The sequence below is a fragment of the Butyrivibrio sp. YAB3001 genome (assembly GCF_900112195.1).
Taxonomy (GTDB): Bacteria; Bacillota; Clostridia; order Lachnospirales; family Lachnospiraceae; genus Butyrivibrio.
On the sequence record NZ_FOKR01000014.1, the window covers coordinates 79,504 to 97,532 of the forward strand.

25 protein-coding genes are annotated in these 18,029 nt (G+C 40.8%); 21 read left to right on the plus strand and 4 right to left on the minus strand.

Going from position 1 to position 18,029, the window contains the following annotated elements:
• Window positions 1–3: 3 nt before the first annotated feature.
• Window positions 4–132, plus strand: a complete 129-nt coding sequence (locus BM086_RS21675) for a hypothetical protein (RefSeq protein WP_255367840.1) — start codon at window positions 4–6, stop codon at window positions 130–132.
• Window positions 129–395, plus strand: a complete 267-nt coding sequence (locus BM086_RS14420) for a hypothetical protein (RefSeq protein WP_092328035.1) — start codon at window positions 129–131, stop codon at window positions 393–395. The genes BM086_RS21675 and BM086_RS14420 overlap by 4 nt, the downstream gene beginning before the upstream one ends.
• 23 nt (window positions 396–418) lie before the next feature.
• Here BM086_RS14420 and BM086_RS21025 read toward each other — a convergent pair whose 3' ends face one another.
• Entirely contained in the window at window positions 419–556 is a 138-nt protein-coding gene (locus tag BM086_RS21025; RefSeq protein WP_175560293.1) for a hypothetical protein, read from the minus strand.
• A gap of 174 nt (window positions 557–730) precedes the next feature.
• Between BM086_RS21025 and BM086_RS14425 the strand changes: the two genes are divergently transcribed.
• Both BM086_RS14425 and BM086_RS14430 read left to right on the plus strand, forming a co-directional pair.
• Window positions 731–913, plus strand: coding sequence for a DUF6440 family protein (locus tag BM086_RS14425; protein ID WP_092328037.1), 183 nt, complete (start codon window positions 731–733; stop codon window positions 911–913).
• Between the two features lie 27 nt (window positions 914–940).
• Window positions 941–1,177, plus strand: a complete 237-nt coding sequence (locus BM086_RS14430) for a GlsB/YeaQ/YmgE family stress response membrane protein (protein WP_092328040.1) — start codon at window positions 941–943, stop codon at window positions 1,175–1,177.
• Window positions 1,178–1,252: 75 nt separating this feature from the next.
• Here BM086_RS14430 and BM086_RS14435 read toward each other — a convergent pair whose 3' ends face one another.
• Complete coding sequence (locus BM086_RS14435) at window positions 1,253–1,516, minus strand: Txe/YoeB family addiction module toxin (protein ID WP_092328043.1); 264 nt, start codon at window positions 1,514–1,516, stop codon at window positions 1,253–1,255.
• Complete coding sequence (locus tag BM086_RS14440) at window positions 1,513–1,773, minus strand: type II toxin-antitoxin system RelB/DinJ family antitoxin (RefSeq protein WP_092328046.1); 261 nt, start codon at window positions 1,771–1,773, stop codon at window positions 1,513–1,515. Before BM086_RS14440 ends, BM086_RS14435 begins: the two co-directional genes overlap by 4 nt.
• Window positions 1,774–2,058: 285 nt before the next feature.
• Between BM086_RS14440 and BM086_RS14445 the strand changes: the two genes are divergently transcribed.
• The 16 genes from BM086_RS14445 (at window position 2,059) to BM086_RS22105 (ending at window position 16,683) form a co-directional block, all read left to right on the plus strand.
• On the plus strand, window positions 2,059–2,436 hold the full coding sequence (locus BM086_RS14445; RefSeq protein ID WP_092328049.1) for a helix-turn-helix domain-containing protein: 378 nt from the start codon (window positions 2,059–2,061) through the stop codon (window positions 2,434–2,436).
• 67 nt (window positions 2,437–2,503) lie between these two features.
• The gene (locus tag BM086_RS14450; RefSeq protein ID WP_092328051.1) at window positions 2,504–3,052 is read left to right on the plus strand and encodes a hypothetical protein; all 549 of its coding nucleotides are present in this window, start codon (window positions 2,504–2,506) and stop codon (window positions 3,050–3,052) included.
• Window positions 3,053–3,197: 145 nt separating this feature from the next.
• A complete protein-coding gene (locus BM086_RS14455) occupies window positions 3,198–3,404 on the plus strand; it encodes a hypothetical protein (protein ID WP_092328054.1) in 207 nt (68 codons plus the stop codon).
• Between the two features lie 397 nt (window positions 3,405–3,801).
• Complete coding sequence (locus BM086_RS21030) at window positions 3,802–3,969, plus strand: hypothetical protein (RefSeq protein ID WP_175560294.1); 168 nt, start codon at window positions 3,802–3,804, stop codon at window positions 3,967–3,969.
• A 334-nt stretch (window positions 3,970–4,303) separates the two neighbouring features.
• Window positions 4,304–4,837 (plus strand): RNA polymerase sigma factor, encoded by a 534-nt coding sequence (locus BM086_RS14460; protein WP_092328056.1) that lies wholly within the window; start codon window positions 4,304–4,306, stop codon window positions 4,835–4,837.
• A gap of 457 nt (window positions 4,838–5,294) precedes the next feature.
• Window positions 5,295–5,675, plus strand: coding sequence for a type II toxin-antitoxin system PemK/MazF family toxin (locus tag BM086_RS14465; protein ID WP_092328059.1), 381 nt, complete (start codon window positions 5,295–5,297; stop codon window positions 5,673–5,675).
• Between the two features lie 8 nt (window positions 5,676–5,683).
• Window positions 5,684–5,932 carry a DUF6870 family protein gene (locus tag BM086_RS14470; protein WP_092328062.1) on the plus strand — a complete coding sequence of 83 codons (249 nt, stop codon included), beginning with the start codon at window positions 5,684–5,686 and terminating at the stop codon, window positions 5,930–5,932.
• Between the two features lie 130 nt (window positions 5,933–6,062).
• Window positions 6,063–7,760, plus strand: coding sequence for a recombinase family protein (locus BM086_RS14475; RefSeq protein ID WP_092328065.1), 1,698 nt, complete (start codon window positions 6,063–6,065; stop codon window positions 7,758–7,760).
• Window positions 7,744–9,012 (plus strand): recombinase family protein, encoded by a 1,269-nt coding sequence (locus tag BM086_RS14480; RefSeq protein ID WP_175560295.1) that lies wholly within the window; start codon window positions 7,744–7,746, stop codon window positions 9,010–9,012. Before BM086_RS14475 ends, BM086_RS14480 begins: the two co-directional genes overlap by 17 nt.
• On the plus strand, window positions 8,996–10,708 hold the full coding sequence (locus BM086_RS14485) for a recombinase family protein (RefSeq protein ID WP_092328071.1): 1,713 nt from the start codon (window positions 8,996–8,998) through the stop codon (window positions 10,706–10,708). The genes BM086_RS14480 and BM086_RS14485 overlap by 17 nt, the downstream gene beginning before the upstream one ends.
• Entirely contained in the window at window positions 10,695–12,245 is a 1,551-nt protein-coding gene (locus BM086_RS14490) for a recombinase family protein (RefSeq protein ID WP_175560296.1), read from the plus strand. Before BM086_RS14485 ends, BM086_RS14490 begins: the two co-directional genes overlap by 14 nt.
• 130 nt (window positions 12,246–12,375) lie before the next feature.
• Window positions 12,376–13,035, plus strand: a complete 660-nt coding sequence (locus BM086_RS14495; RefSeq protein ID WP_092328078.1) for a site-specific integrase — start codon at window positions 12,376–12,378, stop codon at window positions 13,033–13,035.
• 322 nt (window positions 13,036–13,357) lie between these two features.
• A complete protein-coding gene (locus BM086_RS14500; protein WP_092328081.1) occupies window positions 13,358–13,846 on the plus strand; it encodes a hypothetical protein in 489 nt (162 codons plus the stop codon).
• A 38-nt stretch (window positions 13,847–13,884) separates the two neighbouring features.
• Window positions 13,885–15,375 (plus strand): glycoside hydrolase family 32 protein, encoded by a 1,491-nt coding sequence (locus tag BM086_RS14505; RefSeq protein ID WP_092328084.1) that lies wholly within the window; start codon window positions 13,885–13,887, stop codon window positions 15,373–15,375.
• Window positions 15,376–15,389: 14 nt separating this feature from the next.
• Window positions 15,390–16,349, plus strand: a complete 960-nt coding sequence (locus BM086_RS14510) for a carbohydrate kinase family protein (RefSeq protein ID WP_092328087.1) — start codon at window positions 15,390–15,392, stop codon at window positions 16,347–16,349.
• Between the two features lie 181 nt (window positions 16,350–16,530).
• The gene (locus BM086_RS22105) at window positions 16,531–16,683 is read left to right on the plus strand and encodes a hypothetical protein (RefSeq protein ID WP_442857343.1); all 153 of its coding nucleotides are present in this window, start codon (window positions 16,531–16,533) and stop codon (window positions 16,681–16,683) included.
• Here the strand turns inward: BM086_RS22105 and BM086_RS14520 are convergent.
• A complete protein-coding gene (locus BM086_RS14520) occupies window positions 16,629–17,690 on the minus strand; it encodes an AraC family transcriptional regulator (RefSeq protein WP_092328093.1) in 1,062 nt (353 codons plus the stop codon). The genes BM086_RS22105 and BM086_RS14520 overlap by 55 nt on opposite strands.
• Window positions 17,691–17,818: 128 nt before the next feature.
• Between BM086_RS14520 and BM086_RS14525 the strand changes: the two genes are divergently transcribed.
• Window positions 17,819–18,022, plus strand: coding sequence for a hypothetical protein (locus BM086_RS14525; protein ID WP_092328096.1), 204 nt, complete (start codon window positions 17,819–17,821; stop codon window positions 18,020–18,022).
• Window positions 18,023–18,029: the final 7 nt, after the last annotated feature.

Consider the following 18,029-nt stretch of genomic DNA (forward strand, 5'->3'; position numbering starts at 1 on the left):
ATAATGACGGCACAGATTTTATTGATTCTTGTTTTGGTTGCTACGATAATACCGGTATGTTTACTGTTCGGTATTCCAGCATCAAAATATAACAAAAAGGTTCAGAAGGAAGAAACGGAGGAAAGACAATGAGCAAATATGTTTCGCTAGATAAACGAAGTAAGAAACAGCAAAAAGAGTACCATTCCAGACAGAGACGCACCTGGGGAGATATTAATCCCGTAACAAGAAGCGTTCCGAATGGAAAGGCCTATAACCGCAAGAAAGAAAAAGAGAGAATCAGCAAAGAATTCAGAGATGGATTTGGAGCTGATTCTTTTTATTTGAATCAAGCTACGATTTATATTTTCTACAAGTATTCTGTCTTTGAAAAGATATTACCCCAAAATGCGTAAAGATGCAGAAATTGGTAATACAGTCATTTTTTGCGCTTATTGGATAAGAGTAGTCCTGCAAGTAATGTTACCGGTACAGCAAGTACTGATATCAGTGCAGTAGCGCCTGCAGTAATGCTGCTTTTATTGTTTTTATTGTTTTCTGTATTATTCTCGCTCATGGTTATAACCTCTCTTTGATCAGCGGTCAGCCATTTCGACTCATATTTCGCTGAAATGGTGGAATATACATTTTCCAGACACAAACATAGTTATATATTCGAGATACCGTCTCAAATATAATGATATCATCAACCAGATAAATATGACACATGGTTGAGAAAGAGGACAAAGACATGACAATGGACAAAAGATTTAAAAAGGTTTATTCACAGGGAACAGTTAATGTAACAGAAATCTGGGTAGACCAGGACACAGGCGTTAACTACATATTCCATGCAAGTGGATATGCTGGAGGACTTACACACATGCTGGACAGGGATGGTAAGCCGGTAATCAGTCCAGTTGAGAATAGATAACACTTATTAAGAATGGAGGGAAATGCTATGGGACTTATCTGGGGACTTATACTTGGTGCAATCGCTGGACTTCTTGCCAGCAAGCTAATGAGTGAAAAGTCAGGAATGATCAAGAATATTCTTCTTGGTATCGGCGGTGGATTTGTAGGAGGCCTGGTATTTAAGGTTCTTGGATTTACTGCCACTGGAATGATTGGCAGCCTTATTGTTTCAACAGTAGGTGCTTGCATCTGTATCTGGGCTGGAAGAAAGCTCTTTACATAAATAGTACTCGGCAAAAGGGTTTGTATAAACGAAAAACGACCTGGCGGATATGATAGTCCACCAGGTCGTTTTAATTTACTTATCCTTATAATGTGTTCTGCACTGGGCAATTTCTAGTCCAGCATCCGATATCCTAAATACTAGTCTGTTTTTTTCATCAATATGAACGCTCCAGAATCCGGATAAATCGCCTTTGAGAGGCTCGGGCTTCCCTTTGCACTTGTATCCGTTTCTGTTAATGTCCTTAATGAGCTCATTGATTTTTCTTAGAGTCTTCTTGTCCTGTCCCTGCCAGTATATATAATCATCCCATGCGTCATCAGACCAAATCTTGTTCACTCATCCACCTCGATAATATCATGTATTTTTCCTTTTCTGGAATCGAGCTGTTTAATTGATCTTTTAAGTGCAGTCATATTCTCTTCACTGTAAAATGGATCAGCTTTAACCTCAAAGGGGAGCTTCTGCTCACGGATAACGCTCTTTACAAACATAGTAATGGCGACGGATATATTCATGCCAGTTTGTTCGCAGAACTCTTCAAACTGTTTTTTATCTTCACTGTTTAATCTTACGCTTATAGTAGATTGTGCCATGTTGAATACCTCCTTCTTCTTGAATATATTATACGACTATTGTTATACATTTGCAATACAGCGTAGAACAATGGCAGCATTGACCTTGTTTATAGATGACCTTATGCTTCTTCGTCAAACTTTGAGTGAGGACTCTTTTATGAATGAAGATCCTAGTACAAGTGTGATATGACTTGTACTGGGATTTTTTATTGTAGGGGTGCAAATAGGCTGCTTTATGCGACTTGATAGCACCTCCATGAAAACATCATTTTGTGGGATTATTTATATGAGGAGAGTAAGTCTATGAGTCCTGAAGAAGCGGTGCTTAATGCAAAAGCGGCAAAAAGATTAAAAGAAGATCGAAAAGCAAAGAAGTATACCCAGGAGCAGATCTCTGTAAGTATGGGAGTAGGGCTAGACCATTACAAAAAGATGGAAGCAGGAAAAAGACCTATTCATTTATGGAGATTGCAAAAGGTAGGAGAAGATCCAAATATAAACTTGGATTTAGCTTACATTGCATTTGGTATTAGTAGTAATCAGAGCTCTGAAATTAAAGATATAGAAGTTGAATTCAATGAATTTGTTAGAAGAAATGCAGATGATGAGGAACGACTACTTGATGTAATAATGGCTTATGTTACACGTTTGCTTAAAGTAAAAACAAAAAGTGGTAACTGACCAGACGTATTAGTGTGTGCTAATATGCCTGGTCTTATTTTTTTCTTATGGGAGAGGAGGTACTCAAATGCCAAGGAATAGGCTATCATCACACAAAATTATTTTGAACTTCTGCGCACAGCTTAAGATTGATTATGATTTTATGGTAGTTTTGATTAAACCGCTGTTGATGCAGTACTGTGCTGGAATTGGTAAAAGGGATGACATCATGGAGCTTGTTTCTATCGATGGAACAAAACAGGGAATACGAAGAAGATTCATAGACATGGTTAAAAAGCCGGAGATGTTCTCGGAATTAGACAGAACATTGTTTGCTTATGCAGTTGCCTGTTCTTCGTGGTATGCGGAGAAGTCCGAAAAACTATTGACTAAGATGATGGTCATGGTGCCAGATGGCAAGGATATGGTTGCCATATTGAGACAGGTGTATCTCGAAGGAGAAGGCAGGATTGATGCTTCTATGCAGAGAGAACTGCATATGTCTGAAGGAACCTATGGCAGAAGGAAGAAGGATGCGATTGCGTTATATGGAGCGCTTATCTATGAGTATGCCCTTAAGAGAGAAAAAGAGGACATTGCAGCAGGGCTTATAGATCCTCCAGACTATGAATTATAAGCTTCTTTTTATTTTTTGATTGTAAAGTGGCGGTTCGTGGAGGACCATGTAGGACGATGGATTTACGTGGATAATGTTGATGAAATTTTCGTTTCCTTTCGTGATAGAATAACGTTCAGTAAGAAAAGTTTTTATGGAGGGAAACATGAGTAACAAAACAAATGTAGTAAGAGTTCAGAGAAGGGAGATGACATCGGTACACTGCCATTTGTGCGGGGGCTGGGTATGTGATATCGAGATGGATAATGGAAGGATTATTCAGAAGTGTCCCAAGTGTCACAATAGGCTGGTGATAAGGGTAGTAAGATGGATACCACTTGTCTATAAGGACAGACGAAAGCAGGCAGCATAAGGATCCTTGCTGATGCAAACTGAACATCGTAATGCGCTGTGTGTATCTGGCATCGGATCAGTAATAGTGAATGGATGCGGCACTCAGTTAGAGTTTGCTTAGGCGGCTAGGAACGACATAGAATCGTTGGAAGGCGGAGCAAAACAGAGAAATACCTTAATTGGTATTCTGTTTTGCTCTGCTTTTTTATTTGGAAAAAACTGAATAATACTTCGTTAGAATGTTTGCGAAGATAGATATAAATAATAATTGACGCAAGAACACCTGTTCGGTATAATTTATTTATCGCTATCTTAGGTACAAGTTCACGGACATAAGTGCAAAGGAAAATGAAACTATAATCAACGGTCAGTTTGACATTCCCTTTTAGCTGGCTTCTGTAAAGGAGGCGAAATGAATGCATGAAGTGCATGTGGCTTGTCCATGTTGTAAAAATAAAAGGTTGTTTGATGCAGATCCGACTGCAGTAGAGGGTATCATCAAGATCAAATGCTCCATCTGCAAGGCGGTAATTGCAGTCAGCTTCCATCACAGATCAGTTCGTACTGAGCAAATCGGCGCATGAGAGATCATAGCGACCAACGCCTGACGAAGTTTAGAGAGACTTTTCTCTTTACTTTGTCAGGCTTATTTTTTTGCCTTGGTTTCCATAGAAGGCTACAGTTCATGCGGCTTTCTATGGGAGTCTAAGGCTCCCAGGTAACTAACAAATTTCATATAGGTTCATGAAGCGCAGTGAACAGGATATGAACATACAGTTTTTCTTAATTCCAGAAATGGGATGGAAAAGCGTATGTCTGTACCCTTTTGTTCTCTGCGCTTTTTTGTTCCATGAACCTCAGAGATAAGGCTGTTGCTCATATTCTGTTCCTGCCTTGTGACCGGAAAGCGAGGACAAAATGACAGGAACAAAAGGAGCGGCAACGGTGGAGTACTCGGTAATCGATCTTAGATATGAGTACCCGGGATTTGTAGGATCTGAAAAGTATGCAGTGATATCAGATCTTAGCGCAAGAGAAATCGAGAAGCTGTATGGAGATGAGTTGAAGCCATATATCCCATACGTTGTGTTATCAGTTGCCGAAGGTGATGCAATGAAGGAGTTTTGCAGGAATGAAGATAAGCATGCAAAGAGACAGAAACGATCAGTTGATGCTTTTGGTTATGAAGAAGGCGTAACTGAGATGTGTCATGAAGAGCTTATTCAAGACAATCTGTTCGATGTTGTCAGTGATCATCTTGATAAAGAGAAGCTGTTTGCTGCTATGTCGAAGCTTCCAAATGTTCAGAAAAGAAGAATTGAAATGCATTTCTTTGATGGACTTTCTATTGGAGAAATTGCAAATAAGGAAGGGCACGCAAAGTCTACAGTTCATGAGTCTGTCAGCGCTGGACTTAAGAAATTGAAGGCTCTTATGGATGAGGCAGAGTAAAAAAATCTCAAAAACACCCGAACGATTTAGTTCTCCCAGTCCAAATAAGTGAAGGGGTTAATAATTCCCCTTCACGAACCTTCAAAACCGAATAGTCATTCATCAGGTACGATCCTGCATCAGATGTGACAACGTCAGCCGAAGCAGCCGCTCGCCATGTGCGAGGAAGCGCAACTGCGACAACCGGACAGCAACCGGGGAGGCAATGAAAGATGCAGAGATAATGAGACTTCAGTCGATGGACTGCTTGGCGAGAACCGCGGAGGGGTGAGATTCCCATGGAGCTGTAGCTACAGCCGCCTGATGATTTCCCAGGACTATTTAGTCCGCTCAGGGGGCCGAGGGCGAATATGAGGAACATCATATAAAAATTGGTGCGACCGGTATATCACATGCCGGTCGTTTTACATAGGAACAGATTCCGTTCCTATAAATACATTTGGGAAGGAGAGGCTAAATGTTAAGAGAAGACTGGAGTTATCGCAGAGGCGATATCTACATGGCTGATCTTGGTGAAAGAATCGGGAGCGAACAGGGTGGAGTTAGACCTGTCATTGTTTTGCAGAATGATGTCGGAAATTTCTTTTCTCCGAACATAACTATTGTCCCGGTGACATCCAAGGATAAGAAGCCGGATCAGCCTACTCATTATGAACTGGTAAACGTCAGAGGCTTGGACCTGAGATCTACAGCACTTGGAGAATGTGTTGAGACCATATCCAAACAGCGCGTTATCAGGTACCTGGGGAGACTGAAGAAAAAGGAACTAAAGGGAGTAGAAGAAGCAGTTAAGGCACATCTGGGGTTTTATGTTCCGGAGAGTGTTGAAGCGCCGTAGGAGGGTGTATGACAGCAGAAGAGCATAAGAAATTTTTGGAAGAAGATTTTGATGACGTGAGCCTGGATAAGTTGGTAGACATCAGCAAGATCAGGATTGATAGGAACAGAACACAGGAAAGAAGGAAGAAACAGTTTCTTAGGGCAGCAGGAAATCCATACCTGGTGAAGGTTGGAGATACAAAAGTGAAGATCAGATTTGCAAACAACGGAGTATCTTTTGAAGATGCTTTTGAAAATTTGCTTCTGATGTCATGAGGTGAGAATCGACAAGCTGGTGTATACCAGGTGTTTATGTTACTGTTTGCGTAAAGCAAGAAGTTAACTTTCTAAAACACCGGTGTTGCCAGCTTTAATACATATACGAATGAATTGAAGGAGGCAACATATGAACTATTCTAAAAGAATCTATCACGCCGCCATGTACCTGAGGCTTTCTCAGGAGGACGGTGATGTTTCCAACGCCAAGAAGGCAGAAAGCAACAGTATTTCTACCCAGAAGGCGATGATCAAACAATTCCTTAAGGACAAAGATGACATCATCCTTGTTTCAGAACGAGTAGATGATGGCTATACAGGCAGTAACTTTGACAGGCCTCAGTTCCAGTTGATGATCGAGGATATAAGAAGAGGCGTCGTTGACTGCGTTATTGTAAAAGATCTTTCAAGATTTGGACGTGAATACATAGACTCCGGTAATTACCTGGAGAGAATATTCCCGGCACTGGGAGTAAGGTTCATTGCTATCACAGATAACGTGGACAGTATCAATGATCAGCAGAATGATCTTCTGATATCTTTCAAGAATCTTTTGAATGATTCCTATTGTAGAGATATCTCAATCAAGATCAGGAGCAGCCTTGAGGCCAAGAGGAAGGATGGAAAGGTTGTAAGCTCTTTTCTTCCTTATGGATATATGAAGGATCCTGAGGATAAGTACAAAGCTATTATCGATGAAGAAGCGGCGATGGTTGTCAGAGAGATTTATAAATTAAAACTCAATGGCATGAGCATCAATCGTATAGCAATTCATCTGGAGAATAAAAAGATTCCTTCACCATATGCTTATAAGAGGTCGAAGGGGATGAACTACACGAGTCCTTATGCCAAGGATGAGCATTGTCCCTGGAATCCAGGTTCGGTTAGGATAATTCTTACTAATCGCATATATGTCGGGGATTTGATTCAGGGGAAAGTAACTACCCCAAACCATAAGGTAAAAAAGCACTATGTTAAGCCGGAGAATGAATGGACAGTATGCAAGGATAATCACGAACCTATTATTGGGAAAAGAGAGTTTGATCTGGTACAGAGATTACTTGGCATGGACACCAGGACATCACCTTATGAGGAAGTAGTATATCCGCTGAGTGGGCTTGTTATATGCCCTGATTGCGGATTGGGCATGGTAAAAAAGAATATTCCGGTAGCAGGAAGAGAGTATCACTACTATTTATGCAACACAAATAAAAAGACAAAAAAGTGCTCAAGTCACAGAATTCGACAGGAAAAGTTGGAATCGATCGTACTTAAAGTGATACAGACCTTTATAGAAAACATTCTTGATATTCAGAGAATCCTTAAGTATCTGAAGGATGTTCCTCTTCAGGAGATAGATATAAAGGAAATTGAAAAGAAGAAGGAACTTAAGATCAAGGAGCTTAGGAGATGCAAAGAACATAGAAATCTTCTGTATGAAGATCTTAAGGATGGCACGGTATCTCAGGAAGAGTATAACGAGCTTTACGAATCCTATAACAAAAGGGCCAGAAATGCTGAGGAAATGATACGAACCTACGAGCATGAGATCAGAGACATTATCGAGAACCGATCAGATAAGTTTAAGTGGATTGATTATTTTGCAGAGTACCAGAACATACAGGAGCTTACAAGAATTGCTGCTATTGAACTTATAGACAAGATTATTGTTCATGATAAGAACAAGGTTGAAGTGGTTTTTAACTTTGATGACATGTACCAGCAGCTTATCTACGCGCTTGAAAAGCAGGGAGAAATTACCGGTGTAGATGAGAATGGCAGAATACAGCTTGCTACAGGAGAATTTAGTGATGAAACGAAAATATAAAGTTGGTGTATATGCACACTATGATCCTTCATCTTATGAGGAGGAAAAGCATAACAGTCTGAAGCGTCAGCTTCGGACGATACATAGTTTTTTAGATGCGGACAAGGACTTTGAAGTAGTTGAGGAGTACCTGGATACAGGGGACAGATCCAGCGATAACGAGGTCTTTGAGAAGCTGCTCTATGATATCGATGAGTACAAGATTGACTGCGTTGTTGTCAGAAGTATCGAAGTGGTTGGGCGCAACTATCAGGAAGCAGTGGATTTTCTTTCCAAGTACTGTCCGTTTGCGGAAGTTCGTCTGATAGCAGTTAAAGATAATTATGACTCTGAAAAGGACAACAAATGGACCTGGAAAAGAAGATATCATTTGGCAGATGAGACAGTAAGAAGATCCCTTAGCAGGAATATCTTTGATAGCAGAAACCGCAATTGGGAAGAAGGTAAATACCATCTGGGCCCTGTTCCTTATGGATACATCAGGATCGACAATCGTTTATATATTGATCCGGATACAGCGCCTATTGTGAAGAACATTTTTGAGAGATATCTGAGAAATGACAGGGCATATGAAATTGCAAGGGATCTCAAGGAAATGAATGTGTTGTCTCCTAGAGCATATGAAGTGTTTCAGAGAACAGGGCAAGTTACTGACAGATATAACTGGAAGGACTGCACTGTCTGGAGAATCTTAAGAAGCAGGTTCTATGCCGGAGATACTGTTCATACGCAACATAAGAAACATCCTGATGAAGAAAGGGCAAAGCAACATCTTGATAAAGAGGATTGGATAATTGTCCCTAATACGCATGAGCCTATTATTTCCAGGGAGATGTTTGATGAAGTACAGGAACGCATTGCTCAGATAAGTGCGGGAAAGATACTTCCTAAAGGATATTCAGGACCACGAACACATGGTGTTTCCACCAACTGCTATAAAGGAAAGATATTCTGCGGTGTATGTGGAAGACCTGGAAGCTACAGAACAGATGGGAACTACATAGTTTATCGTTGCCGAAGTATAGATGTTAAGGCTACCAATTGTGGCACACGACCGGCACATCTTAAGTATATTAACGAAGCTGTGATAGATGTTCTAAGACTCAGATATGGCTTATGGATCGAGGAACTAACCCAGGAGCATATAGATAAATATGTAAGAAAGATACTGTTTTATGGAAAAGACAGCATCTACGTTGAACTTAATGACGATCACATAGAAGGAGATAGTACAGATGGCAAGGAAAAGTAGAAAAGTTAGCATAGATTACAAACCGGAAGAAAAGGAAAAAGAAGAAGTTGTTGTTATTCCCGCGAAGCAGGAACTTAAGCCTCTTTCGGAATTTGCTGTTTACAGGGCCGGTGTATATGCCAGGCTATCCAGTGAGAAAGAAGAGGATAGGGAGAGGGGCTCAATCGAGAATCAGGTTCTTATCTGTAAGAAGTTTGTTGAGACACAGGAAGATATAGTTATCCAGAAGCATTACTATGATATCTCTATGACTGGTACCAACTTTGACCGCGCAGGTTTTGAAGAGATGATGGATGATGCAAGAAAAGGCTTTATAAACTGCATCATAGTCAAGGATCTTTCAAGACTTGGAAGAAACTATGTTGACGCAGGCAATTTTATTGAGAGGATATTTCCATTCCTTGGCATTAGATTCATAGCAGTTAATGATAACTATGATTCGGATAAGAACGATGGCTCTATGCTTCTTGGAGTAACCAATATTCTTAATGAGATGTATGCAAGAGACATATCGAAAAAGATACGAGCATCTTACAGAACAGCATGGGAAGATCAAAAGTGTGTTGCCGGAAAGCTTCCATATGGCTACAAAAGGGATCCGGATGATAGTCACAAGATGATTATTGATGAAGAAGTTGCTGATAATGTAAGACTTATTTTTGATGAGTACATAGCAGGGAAAAGCTGTGCAGAAATTGCCCGTGAATTAAATGATAAAGGCGCACTGACTCCTGAGGAATACAGGAAATCTCTCAGAGGTGCCAAATACAAGAAAATAAATTGGCAGGGACATAACGTAATAAAGATTCTTGATAACAGAGCTTATACCGGTGATGGTATTCACAATAGATACTATACCAGCAAAATTGGACAGAAAGTTATGCGGGAAAACCCTAAGGAAGAATGGATTATCAATCCCAACGAGCATCCCGCAATAGTCAGCTATCGCACATATCAGCTGGCTGAAAAAGAAACGAAGAAGAGAAGAGAAAAAGAAGTCATTAGTCCCGGAAAGTATTCTGCAAGACATCTCAATTTCTTTAAAGGAAAAATTTTCTGTGCTGATTGTGGATCAACTATGAGTATTGGAAAAGGCTGGGCCAGAGTCAATTATTTCTGTTCGGGCCATGCTTCAAACAGAAAGTTTTGCACACCTCATACAACATGGGACATGACAGTTAATGATCAGGTGCTTAGGGTTATACATACACATATCAATGTTTATACAGATAACCTGGCACTGATAAAGAAAATCAATAGCAGGAAAGATAATGTTGAACAGTACACTATTTTCAATAAGGAAGTGAAACGCCTTCAAAAAGAATTGGACAGACTTGCAACTGACAGACAGCGTTTATATGAGGACTATGTTACTAAGATCATTGATTCTGAACAGTATGTTAAGTTCAAGAAGGAATACGAAGAGAGGGAAAAGTATTATAAGGCAGAATATGCTGAAATGTTTGAAGCCAGAGCAAGATACGATACTAAATATAAGACAAATAAAGAGTGGGATGACTTAATCAATTCATTCAGGGACAAGCGCCTTCTGACCAAGAAAATGGTTGATGCTTTTGTTAAAAAGGTAAGCATTGATGAAGATGGAAATGCTGAAGTTGAGCTCGTATATGACGACATGCTGGCTGATCTTGTTAAGTTTGCCAGAGAGAGGGAAAAAGAAAATGAAAAGAATTGATCCAATAGTGGCTTTGTACATAAGGCTGTCAGATGAAGACGAGGATAATGATGACGTAGTTAAAAGAGAGAGTAATAGCATAACGAATCAGAGATTATTGCTTCGTCAGGTTGTAAAGAATCATCCGGAGTTTGAAGGGATGACTGTTGTGGAATATGCAGATGATGGGTATTCGGGAATGAATTTTGGAAGGCCTCAGTTTAATCTGATGATGACAGAACTTATGCGTGGAAACATTCGCTGTGTCATAGTAAAAGATCTTAGCAGGTTCGCCAGAAACTACATAGAAGGCGGGAACTATTTGGAGAGAATTTTCCCAATGTATCATGTTCGTTTCATCGCTGTTAATGATAATTATGATAGCAATGATTACATTGGCATGACCGGTGGAATGGAAATGGCATTTAAAAACTATATGAATACCATGTATGCAAAAGATCTCTCACTTAAAGTGGTTTCAGGGAGGAACATCATGGCCAGGGAGGGCCTGTTTGTCGGAGCTCATGCGCCATATGGCTATAAGAAAGATCCTAAGAATTGTCACAAGTTAATTATAGATGAAGAATCAGCGGCTATTGTCAGAAGGATTTTCGAAGAGGCAGCAGCCGGCATACATAAAAGCGCCATTGCCACATATTTAAACAATGATGGTGTTCCAACAGTCATAGAATATCAAAGATCACAGGGGCATGGAAGAAAATGGGTCATTGAAAAAGAAAAGAAACTTTGGACCATTACTACTATTAGTGACATGCTTCGAAATAAAGTATACATAGGAACTACCATTACTAATAAGTATAAGCGGTTAGAAGTTGGCTCTCATCGTCAAAGGAGGACTCCGGAAAGTGAGTGGATTGTAGTTGAAAACACTCATGAAGCAATTGTAAGTAAAGAGCTTTTCCAAAAGGCAAATGAAGTAGCATTCACTGGTCAAGGACAAAAGAGAATGGAGCCAGGAAAACCGCGGTTGTTTATCTGTGGTTCTTGTGGAAGAACAATGGGATTTACCGGTAGCAATATGGCTTATAGGTGCGCAAGAGCAAGTAGCTCAGGCTTACCTGAATGTAAACTCATAAAGCGTAAGCGATATCCTTTTGAAGAAGAGGTGCTTGCGACAGCAAAGAAAAAAGCAGATGAGACGAATGTTCAGCTTAAGAAAGACATCGCCACCTGGAATCACAATATAAGGGAATGGAAAGGTACCACTGAGCTGCGCGAAAAAGCAGAGAAGCTTTCTATAAAGAAGCTTAAGCTCTATGACCAGTACAGGGAGGGGAAAATCTCCAAGAATACATATATGCAAGCGTCTGAGAAAATCAGTGCCAAGCAGATGGAACTGGCAGATCAGCTTGCAGAAATAGATAAGAAGACTTATGAAGCAAACAGAAATCTTGCAGCAAGTGTTGATGTTAAGACAACACTTACGGAGGTAAGAAAGCTTGATTCATTTGATACAGCGGTCTTGAAAAAGATAATTAAGTATGTGAAGGTATATGAAGATCACATCGAGTATGAATGGGCCGATTTTGTAAAATGAAAAAGCGTTCAAAAAATGCCTTAAATAAGTCTGGATATTAGGTCTGCGAATAGGGTTAAAAGGAAAAATTAATAATATGACTAATGGATTTTTTTGATACTTTTGAAAACTGGTCAAAAAAGACTGATTTTTGAAACCCAGATATTTCAAGGCTCGCACGGTTGCGAGCTTTGAGCAAAATCTTTTTTTTAGTCACTGTGATGATTCCGCAGAATTTGTAGGCCTTACCTGGGACGACATTGATATGGAGAAGCGCACGATTAGCGTTAATCATACATTGTCATACTACAAAAAGAGAGGTGAGAAGATTTGCAGGATGCATGTTCACAGACCAAAGACTGATGCTGGAACAAGACTCATACCAATGCTTGACTCAGTAAAGCTTGCATTCGAGATGGCTAAGGAAGAACTTGAGGGATGCGAATATGAGCAGCCTGTAATTGATGGACTTTCAAATTTTGTTTTCTTAAACAAATATTCAACAGTTCATAATCCACAGACACTTAATCGCGAGATCAAATGCATTGTTGCACACTACAATGCGGAAGAAGAAAAGCGTGCACTAAAAGAGAAGAGAGACCCAGTTCTGCTCCCGGATTTTTCACTTCATATATGCAGGCATACATTCGCTACAAGACTTGTAGAAGTATGTACGAACCTGAAGGTCATCACCTCTATCATGGGACATAAGAGTGTTGAGACCACGATGGACATATATGCAGATCCAAGTGAGACAAAGAACAATGAAATTATGGGACTGCTTTCTGATAAGATGGATGATGTTTTTTAAACCGGAACGGTTTTGACAGCAAATCTAAATGACAGTTTTTTTGACAGCAAATGACAGCAACCATTCATCAGGATAGCGAAAAAGGTTTTGAATCTTCAGTAAAACAAACATCATCAAAAATGACTCATTTTATGGGCCATAATCACAATCGAATATTCCTGACAGCACGAATACAGCAAAATGAAGCCGATATTGTAGGGCTTTATAGTAGCATAAAGTGCTAGTCAAGTCTGCGGCAGTACTGCTTGGTACGTAAATACAGTGCCGAGTAGTGCAGCAACTCGCTAAAATCTTTGACCTTTGGTATCAGGGTGAGAATGTAATGCAGCTTCAGTACGGCCCTATCGGTGTTTACTTCAAGGAAAAAGACGCAAACGGTGTATGGAACTCTATTACAGACGAGCAGTCAAGGGAAGAATATGGAAAGAGCGCCGGCGAGCTCAAGGGCTACTACGAGGTTAACGGACCTAAGCTTATCCTCTCACATTACTATAAAGATACCTTCAACATGGAAGACAGAGCCATCGAAAGACTTACAGATCTTTATGACTTCTGGATGCCTCAGGTAAAAGACACTTCTACATATCCTATCGACTGTGTATTCACCAGCGAAGAGCTTGAGACCATCGATATGTACAAGACTGATTTTGAGAACACGGTTGCAGAGCAGGAAGGCCTTTGGCTCAAGGAAGGCGGCCCAAGCGATGAAGAGTGGGCAGCTTACAAGGACAAGCTTACAAACAGCTGCGGAATGGAAGAACTTCTTAAGATCTACCAGGATGCCTATGACAGGTACGCTGCTGCAAAGTGATTTTGCAATAAATTGATGATATACGGAGAGTTATTTGAATGATAAGTGAGACTTTGCGGAGAGCAAGAGAATATGAAAAAGAGTTTGCTGCAAAAGTTCCCAAAAGCCAGAGACCTCTTTTCCATATGACTGCTCCCGTAGGCTGGATCAATGATCCCAACGGCTTCTCAGAGTATAAAGGCTACTATCATCTCTTTTACCAGTATCATCCCTATTCCACACATTGGGGCCCCATGCACTGGGGCCATGTGCGGACACGGGACTTCATAAGGTGGGAGAGTCTGCCTGCGGCGCTTGCTCCAGATGCAGAGTATGACAGCGACGGATGCTTTTCGGGAAGTGCGATCACTCTTCCTGATGGCCGACAGCTTCTTATGTATACCAGCGTTACAAGGGTACAGGTGGGTGAAAAGAGCATCGACAGGCAGCAGCAGTCTATTGCTGTGGGAGACGGGCTGGACTATGAAAAGATTGAAGGAAACCCTGTCATTAGCACAGCGATGATCCCTGAGGGTAACAGCAGAGAGGATTTCAGAGATCCAAAGATAATACAGGAAAAAGATAAGTACTATGCGCTTATCGGCAGTAGGCCCGGAGACGGAAGCGGCGAGATACTTCTGTTTGAAAGCGATGACCTTAAGACCTGGCAATATCGCACTGTGGTAGCACGGTGTGAGAATGAGTACGGCAGAATGTGGGAATGCCCCGACTATTTTGAGTTTGATGGGAAGCAGATACTGATCGTCAGCCCCCAGGACATGAAGGGGGACGGAAAAGAATTTCACCCGGGAAATGGCACGGTACTATTCGTCGGGGAAAAGAAAGAGGACCTTTCTTTTGCAAGGGAAAGCGCCCAGACACTGGATTTCGGAATGGACTTTTACGCACCCCAGACGATTCAAACCTGCGATGGGCGGCGCGTTATGATTGGCTGGATGCAGAATTGGGATACCTGCAATGTGGGCAACGAAGAGAGGATGATCTACGGTCAGATGACAATCCCCAGGGAATTATCGATAAATAACGGGAGAGTCTGCCAGAATCCTGTAAGGGAGCTGGAGAATTATCACGGAAAGAGCTTTGACTATCCAAACGTAGAGATATGCACAGAAAAGAGCTTTTCCGGCATAAGAGGAAGGTGCCTTGATCTTACAGTGAGCCTTGACCTGACGGAAAATGCCGGTATGAACTGGTTTAAGATAGAACTATGCAAAGACAAGGCCCATTCGGTCACTGTAAAATATGATGTTTCAGAAAACACGCTAAGGCTCGACAGGAGCATGAGCGGAGGCATCAGAGATATTGTAAATATCAGAGAGTTTGAAGCCCCTCTTTGTGATAACAGGCTAAAACTCAGGATCATTATGGACAGATACAGCATCGAGCTGTTTGCAGGAAACGGTGAAAAGTCAGCATCAATGAATGTCTACACACCTCTTGAAGCTCAGGAAATTGTCTTTTCTTCAGATAAAAGAGCTGTTGCAGATATCTGTGGCGCTGAACTTGTGCCTGATGCAATTAAGGATTGATAGGAGCAGGTCAGATGAAAAACAAAGAATATGATGTTACTGCACTGGGAGAGCTGCTGATCGATTTTACCGACAAGGGGATCAGCGAAAGTGGCAATCCGGTTCTGGAGGCCAATCCGGGAGGTGCTCCCTGTAATGTACTTGCCATGCTCCAAAAACTTGGGAGGAAGACTCTTTTTATAGGGAAGGTGGGAGATGACCATTTCGGACATTTACTTGCTGATACCATAAAGGAAGTGGGAATCGACACCGGGGGTCTTGTATATGATCCGGATGTCCATACAACTCTTGCGTTTGTCCACAGGAAAGCTGACGGAGATCGGGACTTTTCTTTTTACAGAAATCCCGGCGCAGATATGATGCTGTCAGAGCAGGATGTCGATGAAGGACTCATAGCTTCATCAAAGTTATTTCATTTCGGGACCTTGTCTATGACTTCTGAATGCGGGGAAGCTGCCACTAAAAAGGCTATCGGCATTGCACGGGAAAGGGGCCTTGTCATCAGCTTTGACCCCAACATAAGGAAACCCTTATGGAGCAGCCCAGACCTTGCAAGGCAGAAGATGGAATATGGCTTGTCCTGCTGCGATATCCTGAAGATTTCTGATGATGAGATATTGTTTTTCACCGGGGAAAGTGACATAGACAAAGGAATCAGGATGATCCGGGAAAGGTTCAATATCGCCCTTGTGTGCGCGACTCTCGGAAAGGTTGGCAGCATCGCATACTATGGTGATGAGACTGTAAGGTGTCCATCTACTCCAAACCCCAATGCAGTCGATACAACCGGCGCGGGAGATACCTTCATGGGTTGCATCATCGATTCCTGTCTGGATCATATGAAGGAGGAAGGTGCTGAGAACAGGCTTGATCTATCAAGACAAACAATTATGGAAATGCTGCAAAGAGCCAACAATGCAGCTTCTAAGATAACAGAAAGATATGGCGCCCTGAAGGTCATGCCTTCAATTTGAAAAGACTCCGGAGCTTTTGTTTCCGGAGTCTCAGACTGTAGACAAAGTCCACGGCATCTGCCGTGGATTTTGTCTTTATAAAAGTGTCGGAAACCCAGTATTTATATGGGATTGAGGATATATAGCTTTTTTATCTGATGTTATCGTGGATCCGGAATATCAGGGACAGGGTATAGGGAGAATGCTTGTTGAGACCTGTATTGATAGAATTAAAGCAGATGCTAAGCCAGGCTATAAGGTAAAGATGTGTCTGATGGCAGCCAAAGGTAAGGAACCATTCTATAAGAAGTTTCCTTTTTTGATCGTCCTGAATTCAGCGGGAGTCATCCCATAATGTGTTTTAAAAATAGAATAGAAATGGCTTCTGTTGGTAAAGCCAAGGGATTCTGATATGTCTGCAATATTCGCCCTGGTACCGGATAACAGACTGCATGCTTCTTCCATGCATATTCTCATTCCATAATCAAACAGGTTTAATCCTGAGTATTTCTTACATATAGCATTTAAATACGAACCAGAATAGGATAATTCTTTTTCTAACTGTGAACGGCTTATCCTGCCATTATGACGAAGCATCAAGGAATTGATACTGTCAAATATCATGAACTCCTTATCAGATCCGATACTTATAGGAATTGTACTATAAGATCCGGGATTCATAAGATCGTAAAATATCTCCATTATGATACCTCTTACTGCGAATGTACTCCCCAATTCCGGAGCCAGCATATGTGCAGTAAGATTATCGAATTTCCTATACATATTTTCATACGTTCCCTGAGAACCAGAAACCGGAATAAAATCTATATACTCCCTACGGTCAAAATCAGTACCGACTGTGTTTTGATGAAAGAATCTTTCTATTGCAGAGCTCTTTAACTTTTCTTTTTCATCAAAAATGAATGGCGCATTAGGAAAGAAAACTGAATTTATTAGTTCTGTAGTCATCATCAAAAACACACAGCGAAAGTCCGTTGAAAATTCTTCTGCGTGGTGTATCTTTTTATTCACGAGGCAAAGACTACCTTTGGGATATACATGTCGTTTGTATTCTATGTTCTGATACATTTCGCCTTTAATCACAAACATTAACTCAAAACATTCATGCGTATGAAGCCCTTTTCTGTTTGTGGGATTATTAGGATCATCACGATCCATTACGGACATAAAAGAAGCATTGGGCTCCATGATAGTAACTATGAAATTTTGTTCAGGATCATCAGGGTGGACTGTTTCAAATGTTAGCCTGATAGGTCCATTTATGGAGATCCTGTCCTGATAGTAGTTTGCCTCAGTCTTTTTTATTAGGTCTGAATTTTTTGTAGATAAAGAAACAAACATGTTTCCCTCCTAAAGTCGAATATGATACATATAATGAATTGATTGTATCATATATGCCATTTTATTCAATGTGAATAGTATTTAATATATTATTTGTATCATAAACAATACATGGGAGGATTACAAAAATGGAACAAAAGAGGTATTTATCATTTCCGCAGAAGCTTGCAGCGGGATATGTTGGAACAGCAGAAGTACAGACACCGGAAGTACTCAATATGATAAAATTCATATATGGTGCAATTCCCCTGATTCTGACTGTACTGATTACAGTATGTCTTATATTTATGAAGGTTGAAGAAGAAAACGCAACACTTGAGAAAGCCGCTTAACAATAGG

Coding starts and splice junctions, on each gene's coding strand:
- BM086_RS21675 (WP_255367840.1), top strand. CDS start 4: ATGACGGCACAGATTTTATTGATTCTTGTTTTGGTTGCTACGATAATA.
- BM086_RS14420 (WP_092328035.1), top strand. CDS start 129: ATGAGCAAATATGTTTCGCTAGATAAACGAAGTAAGAAACAGCAAAAA.
- BM086_RS21025 (WP_175560293.1), bottom strand. CDS start 556: ATGAGCGAGAATAATACAGAAAACAATAAAAACAATAAAAGCAGCATT.
- BM086_RS14425 (WP_092328037.1), top strand. CDS start 731: ATGACAATGGACAAAAGATTTAAAAAGGTTTATTCACAGGGAACAGTT.
- BM086_RS14430 (WP_092328040.1), top strand. CDS start 941: ATGGGACTTATCTGGGGACTTATACTTGGTGCAATCGCTGGACTTCTT.
- BM086_RS14440 (WP_092328046.1), bottom strand. CDS start 1,773: ATGGCACAATCTACTATAAGCGTAAGATTAAACAGTGAAGATAAAAAA.
- BM086_RS14445 (WP_092328049.1), top strand. CDS start 2,059: ATGAGTCCTGAAGAAGCGGTGCTTAATGCAAAAGCGGCAAAAAGATTA.
- BM086_RS14450 (WP_092328051.1), top strand. CDS start 2,504: ATGCCAAGGAATAGGCTATCATCACACAAAATTATTTTGAACTTCTGC.
- BM086_RS14455 (WP_092328054.1), top strand. CDS start 3,198: ATGAGTAACAAAACAAATGTAGTAAGAGTTCAGAGAAGGGAGATGACA.
- BM086_RS21030 (WP_175560294.1), top strand. CDS start 3,802: ATGCATGAAGTGCATGTGGCTTGTCCATGTTGTAAAAATAAAAGGTTG.
- BM086_RS14460 (WP_092328056.1), top strand. CDS start 4,304: ATGACAGGAACAAAAGGAGCGGCAACGGTGGAGTACTCGGTAATCGAT.
- BM086_RS14465 (WP_092328059.1), top strand. CDS start 5,295: ATGTTAAGAGAAGACTGGAGTTATCGCAGAGGCGATATCTACATGGCT.
- BM086_RS14470 (WP_092328062.1), top strand. CDS start 5,684: ATGACAGCAGAAGAGCATAAGAAATTTTTGGAAGAAGATTTTGATGAC.
- BM086_RS14475 (WP_092328065.1), top strand. CDS start 6,063: ATGAACTATTCTAAAAGAATCTATCACGCCGCCATGTACCTGAGGCTT.
- BM086_RS14480 (WP_175560295.1), top strand. CDS start 7,744: ATGAAACGAAAATATAAAGTTGGTGTATATGCACACTATGATCCTTCA.
- BM086_RS14485 (WP_092328071.1), top strand. CDS start 8,996: ATGGCAAGGAAAAGTAGAAAAGTTAGCATAGATTACAAACCGGAAGAA.
- BM086_RS14490 (WP_175560296.1), top strand. CDS start 10,695: ATGAAAAGAATTGATCCAATAGTGGCTTTGTACATAAGGCTGTCAGAT.
- BM086_RS14500 (WP_092328081.1), top strand. CDS start 13,358: ATGCAGCTTCAGTACGGCCCTATCGGTGTTTACTTCAAGGAAAAAGAC.
- BM086_RS14505 (WP_092328084.1), top strand. CDS start 13,885: ATGATAAGTGAGACTTTGCGGAGAGCAAGAGAATATGAAAAAGAGTTT.
- BM086_RS14510 (WP_092328087.1), top strand. CDS start 15,390: ATGAAAAACAAAGAATATGATGTTACTGCACTGGGAGAGCTGCTGATC.
- BM086_RS22105 (WP_442857343.1), top strand. CDS start 16,531: ATGCTTGTTGAGACCTGTATTGATAGAATTAAAGCAGATGCTAAGCCA.
- BM086_RS14520 (WP_092328093.1), bottom strand. CDS start 17,690: ATGTTTGTTTCTTTATCTACAAAAAATTCAGACCTAATAAAAAAGACT.
- BM086_RS14525 (WP_092328096.1), top strand. CDS start 17,819: ATGGAACAAAAGAGGTATTTATCATTTCCGCAGAAGCTTGCAGCGGGA.